Source organism: Asanoa sp. NPDC050611, assembly GCF_040654855.1.
Taxonomy (GTDB): Bacteria; Actinomycetota; Actinomycetes; order Mycobacteriales; family Micromonosporaceae; genus Asanoa.
Window position 1 is genome coordinate 1 of the sequence record NZ_JBFAIU010000443.1, and the last position, 5191, is coordinate 5191.

Below are 5191 nucleotides of genomic sequence, written 5' to 3' on the forward strand. Positions count from 1 at the left end.
GGCCACCGCCGCGTCGACCTCTGCCGGGCCCGCCAGGGCCAGCTCGGTGAACGGCTCCTCGGTGGCCGGGTCGACCAGGGTCAGCGCGTCGTGCGAGACGGGGATCCAGGCGCCGTCGACGAAGGCGCTGTCGTACCTCATGCGGTCATCTCCAGCACGGTGCGGACGCCGGCGCCGCGGCGCAGGTCGTCGAGGGCGAGGTTGACCTCGGCGAGCGGCCGCTTGGCGGTGACCATGCCGGCCAGGTCGAGCCGTCCCGCGCGCCAGAGGTCGAGGATCCGGGGGAAGTCGCGGTGCGGGTTGGCCGACCCGAGATAGCAGCCGACCAGCTTCTTCTCGTAGAACGCGTGCACCAGGGCGCGCACCGAGACGGTGTCTGATGTGGACGGTATGCCGACCATGACGGTGGTGCCGCCGTTGCGGGTCGCCTTCAACAGCGTCTCCACCACCGCACCGCGGCCGACCGCGTCGAACGCGAAGTCCGCGCCCCGGCCGTCGGTCAGCGAGCGGGCCAGCTTGTCGACGGGCTCCGCGACAGGGTCGGCGACGTGCGTCGCGCCCAGCCGGAGCGCCTCGGCGCGGCGGGCGGCGTTCATGTCCGCGGCCAGGATGGTCGTCGCGCCGGCGATCACCGCCGCCTGCACGATCGACAGCCCGACCGCGCCCAACCCGCTGACCACCACCGAGGCGCCGACCGGCACCCGCGCGGTGTTCAGCACCGCGCCGACCCCGGTCTGCACCGCGCAGCCGATCACGGCCGCGATCTCGGTCGGCATGTCGTCCGGGATCCGCACCGCGGCCTCGACCGGGACGACGGTCCGCTCCGCGAACGCCGACAGCACGAGCCCGCGCCGCACGGGCGCACCCTGCCAGGACAGCCGGGTCGAGCCGTCCGGGAAGGCCCCGCCGACCAGGCCGGCGAACCGCTGGCAGAGGGTGCGTTCGCCGTTGGCGCACCAGTAGCAGCGCCCGCAGGACGGCGCCATCGTCAGCACGACCTTGTCACCGGGCTTCAGGTCGGTCACGGACGGGCCGACGGCGGCGACCACGCCGGCCGCCTCGTGCCCGAGGATCACCGGCAGCCCGGTGCGCAGCGAGCCGTCGAGATAGTGCAGGTCGGAATGGCAGACGCCGCAGTGGGCGATGTCGACCAGCACCTCGCCGGCCCGCGGCGGGTCCAGCGCGACCTCGTCGACGACCAGCGGCGCGTCGACCGCGGTCATGATGGCGGCCCGCATGCTCACGCCTCCCGTTCCGGCGAGAGCCCGGCGGGGAAGTCGCCGGCCCGGCCCAACAGTGCCGGCAGCTCCATGCCCAGCTCCCCACCGATCAGCGCCGCCGCCGAGACGAGCAGCGACTGGTCCAGGCCCGTGGCGACCCCGGAGCGGCGCAGCGCGTACGCCAGGTCCTCGGTGGCGATGTTGCCCGTCGCGGCGGGTGCGAACGGGCAGCCGCCGATGCCGCCGGTGCTGCTGTCCAGCGCGGCCGCGCCGAGGGCCACCGCGGTCAGCGCGTTGGCGTACCCCGTGTTGCGCGTGTTGTGGAAATGGAAGCGCAGTGGCAGCTCGGTGACGTCACGGACCGCGGAGACGAGGCGCGCCACGTCGGCCGGGACGCCGACGCCGATCGTGTCGGCGAGCGCGATCTCGTCGACCCCGGCCGAGACGCACGACCGCACGAGCGAAGCGACCGCGGCCGGCGCGACCTCGCCCTCGAACGGGCAGCCGAAGCTGGCACCGACGGTCGCGGTCACCCGCAGCCCCGCGGCCCGGGCCCGTGCGCTGATCGCGGCGAACGACCGGAGCCCGTCCGCCACCGACATCCCCTGGTTGCGTTGGCTGAACGTCTCGGTCGCGACGACCACGACGTTGACCTCGTCGACGCCGGCGGCCAGCGCCCGGTCCAGGCCGCGCTCGTTGACGACCAGTCCGATGTAGCTCAACCCGGCGGAGCGCGGAACGCCCGCCATGACCGCCTCGGCGTCCGCCATCTGCGGCACCCGCTTCGGGTGTACGAAGCTCGTCGCCTCGATCCGGCGGGCTCCGGCCGCGACCAGTGCCTCGATGTATGCAATCTTCGCTGCGGTGGACACCAGGGTGCGCTCGTTCTGCAGCCCGTCGCGCGGGCCGACCTCGACGATCTCCACGGCGCTACCCGCAGCGTCCACCAGGGGACGTTCGGAAGGCATGGCTCTGTCTAACACCCCGAAGAGATGTATGCAATCGGCAAGATTTATTGGTTCGGACCCTTGTCCACGCGACGCAGCATCGACTAGATGTATGCAACTAGGCGAACGGAGGCCACATTGACGGCAGCTAGTGACCGCGCGGTCGACCAACTTCGGGAGCGCATCCTGGGCGGCGAGTACGTGCCCGGGGAGCGGCTCGGCGAGGTGGAGCTGGCGGAGAAGCTGGGCGTCAGCCGGACCCCTGTGCGGGAGGCGTTGCGTCGCCTCTCCGCGGAGGGACTCGTCGACATCACGCCCAACAAGGGCGCCCGGGTGATCGACTACCCGCGCAAGGACCTCGAGAAGATCTTCGAGATCCGCGCCCACGTTGAGGGCCTGGCCGCCCGCAACGCGGCCGAGGCCGCGACGACGGCCGAGATCGACAAGCTCGACCACATCGCCACCGTGCTCAAGGAGCGCTCGGAGGCCGGCGAGCTCGACGAGGTCTACCGCCTCAACGCCGAGTACCACGCGACGCTCAACGGCCTGGCCGGCAGCGCCGTGCTGACCAGCACGGTCGGCCATCTGATCCACAGCGCCGTGCTGCTGCGCACGTTGCACTCGTTCGACCCCGCGGCGCGGCAGCGCAGCGTCAACCACCACATCGAGATCGTGGCCGCCCTGCGCGCCCGCGACCCCGACTGGGCGGAGGCCGTGATGCACGCGCACCTGCTCTCCGCGCGGGCGTCCCTGCTCGGCAAGCGTCGCCGGGACGACGAAACCCCTGAGGAGAACGCATGACCGTACGCACCATGCCGCTGAGCGACGTCCGCGTCGTCGAGCTGGGTCAGCTCCTGGCCGGCCCGTTCTGCGGCCAGTTGCTGGGCGACTTCGGGGCCGAGGTCATCAAGGTCGAGGACCCGGCCAAGGGCGACCCGATGCGGCAGTGGGGGCGGGAGAAGCCGTACGGCAAGTCGTTGTGGTGGCCCGTCGTGGCCCGCAACAAGAAGTCGGTCACCTGCGACCTGCGCAGCGCCGAGGGGCAGGAGCTCGTCCGCGAGCTGGTCAAGCACTCCGACGTGCTGCTGGAGAACTTCCGCCCCGGCACGCTGGAGCGCTGGAACCTCGCGCCCGAGCAGCTCTGGGAGATCAACCCCAGGCTGATCGTCACCCGGGTCACCGGGTACGGGCAGACGGGTCCCTACGCCGCGCGCGCCGGCTTCGGCTCGATCGGCGAGGCGATGGGCGGCATCCGGTACGTGACGGGCTCGGTCGACGAGCCACCGTCGCGGGCCGGCATCTCGCTCGGTGACTCGCTGGCCGCCATCCACGCGACGCTCGGCACGCTGGTCGCGCTGCACGAGCGCGAGCGCTCCGGCCGGGGCCAGGTGGTCGACGCCGCGATCTACGAGTCGGTGCTGGCGATGATGGAGTCGATGCTGCCGGAGTGGCAGATCACCGGCTACCAGCGCGAACGCACCGGCCCGGTGCTGCCGAACGTGGCGCCCAGCAACGTCTATCCCACCAAGGGCGGGGAGAGCGTGCTGATCGCGGCCAACCAGGACACCGTGTTCGGCCGGCTCGCCGCGGTGATGGGCCGGCCCGAGCTGACCGCCGACCCGCGGTTCGCGACCCACAGTGCCCGCGGCGAGTACATGGCCGAGATCGACGCGCTGATCGCCGAGTGGACCGCGGACCAGGACCCGGACGAGCTGCTGGCGGCGTTGCACGCGGGCGGTGTGCCGGCCGGCCGGATCTACCGCGCCAAGGACATGTTCGCCGACCCGCACTTCGCGGCGCGGGACGCGATCGTCCGGCTCACCGATCCCGGCCTCGGCGAGATCGCCATGCAGAACGTGTTTCCCAAGCTTTCCGCGACCCCGGGCCAGGTGCGGTCCACCGGACCCGCGCTCGGTTCGAGCAACGACGACATCTACCGAGGCCTGCTGGGTCTCGACGAGGACCACCTGAACCGGCTGCACGCAGCCGGGGTTATCTGAGGGAGAGGAGCAACGAGCATGCGCTACCGGCTCGGCGTCGACGTCGGCGGTACGTTCACCGACGTCCTGCTGATCGACGAAGACAGTGGGACATCGTTCCGCGCCAAGACCCCGTCGACCCCGCAGGACCAGTCGGTGGGCGTGCTGACCGGGATCGAGAAGGTCTGCGCCGCGGCGGCGACGTCGCTGGACGCGATCGAGCAGGTGCTGCACGGCACCACCGTGGCCACCAACGCGATCCTCGAAGGCAAGGGCGCGAAGGTCGGCCTGGTCACCACCGCCGGGTTCCGCCAGGTGCTGCAGATCGCCCGGTCGTTCGTACCCGGCGGCCTCGCGGGTTGGATCATCTGGCCCAAGCCGGAACCGCTGGCGCCGCTGGAGCTCACCGTCGAGGCGGTCGAGCGGATCGGCGCCGACGGCGAGGTGATCGTCCCGCTCGACGAGGACGACATCCGCGCCAAGCTGCGTGCGCTGCGCGAGAGCGGAATCCAGGCCCTCGCGGTCGCGCTGATCAACTCCTATGTGGATGGCCGGCACGAGGAGCGCGTCGCCGCGATCGCCGCCGAGGAGCTGCCCGGGGTGCCGGTCTCGGTCTCCTCGCGCGTGCTGCCCGAGCTGCGCGAGTACGAGCGCACCATCACCACGGTCGCCAACGGGTACGTGCAGCCGCAGGTCGCCACGTACCTGGAGAAGATGCTCAGCAAGATCGACAAGAAGCTGTACATCCTGCGCAGCGACGGCGGCCTGGCCAGCGCCGCGGCGGCCGCCGCCAACCCGGTCTCGCTCCTGCTCTCCGGCCCGGCCGGCGGGGTCACCGGTGCGGTCTGGGCGGCGAACCAGGCCGGCTACACCGACCTGCTGACCTTCGACATGGGCGGCACGTCGACCGACGTGGCGCTGGTGGAGTCCGGCCAGCCGCGGGTCGGCCGGGAGACCCGGGTCGGCGACCTGACGGTCCGCTCCGCCTCCGTGGACGTGCGGACGGTCGGCGCCGGCGGCGGCTCGATCGCCCACGTGCCGGAGC

Annotated in this window: 5 protein-coding genes; 3 read left to right on the forward strand and 2 right to left on the reverse strand. The window is 72.0% G+C overall.

Annotated elements, in window-relative coordinates:
• Positions 1-137 precede the first annotated feature (137 nt).
• Both AB0H87_RS37595 and AB0H87_RS37600 read right to left on the reverse strand, forming a co-directional pair.
• Positions 138-1238, reverse strand: coding sequence for a Zn-dependent alcohol dehydrogenase (locus AB0H87_RS37595; RefSeq protein ID WP_360157184.1), 1101 nt, complete (start codon positions 1236-1238; stop codon positions 138-140).
• A 2-nt stretch (positions 1239-1240) separates the two neighbouring features.
• Positions 1241-2167 carry a hydroxymethylglutaryl-CoA lyase gene (locus AB0H87_RS37600; RefSeq protein ID WP_360157187.1) on the reverse strand — a complete coding sequence of 309 codons (927 nt, stop codon included), beginning with the start codon at positions 2165-2167 and terminating at the stop codon, positions 1241-1243.
• Positions 2168-2305: 138 nt separating this feature from the next.
• Here AB0H87_RS37600 and AB0H87_RS37605 point away from each other — a divergent pair, with 138 nt between their 5' ends.
• The 3 genes from AB0H87_RS37605 to AB0H87_RS37615 all read left to right on the forward strand — a co-directional run.
• The gene (locus AB0H87_RS37605) at positions 2306-2968 is read left to right on the forward strand and encodes a GntR family transcriptional regulator (RefSeq protein ID WP_360157190.1); all 663 of its coding nucleotides are present in this window, start codon (positions 2306-2308) and stop codon (positions 2966-2968) included.
• Complete coding sequence (locus AB0H87_RS37610; protein ID WP_360157193.1) at positions 2965-4167, forward strand: CoA transferase; 1203 nt, start codon at positions 2965-2967, stop codon at positions 4165-4167. The genes AB0H87_RS37605 and AB0H87_RS37610 overlap by 4 nt, the downstream gene beginning before the upstream one ends.
• Before the next feature lie 18 nt (positions 4168-4185).
• On the forward strand, positions 4186-5191 hold a 1006-nt coding region (locus tag AB0H87_RS37615), incomplete at its 3' end, for a hydantoinase/oxoprolinase family protein (RefSeq protein WP_360157196.1).

Coding starts and splice junctions, on each gene's coding strand:
- AB0H87_RS37595 (WP_360157184.1), bottom strand. CDS start 1,238: ATGCGGGCCGCCATCATGACCGCGGTCGACGCGCCGCTGGTCGTCGAC.
- AB0H87_RS37610 (WP_360157193.1), top strand. CDS start 2,965: ATGACCGTACGCACCATGCCGCTGAGCGACGTCCGCGTCGTCGAGCTG.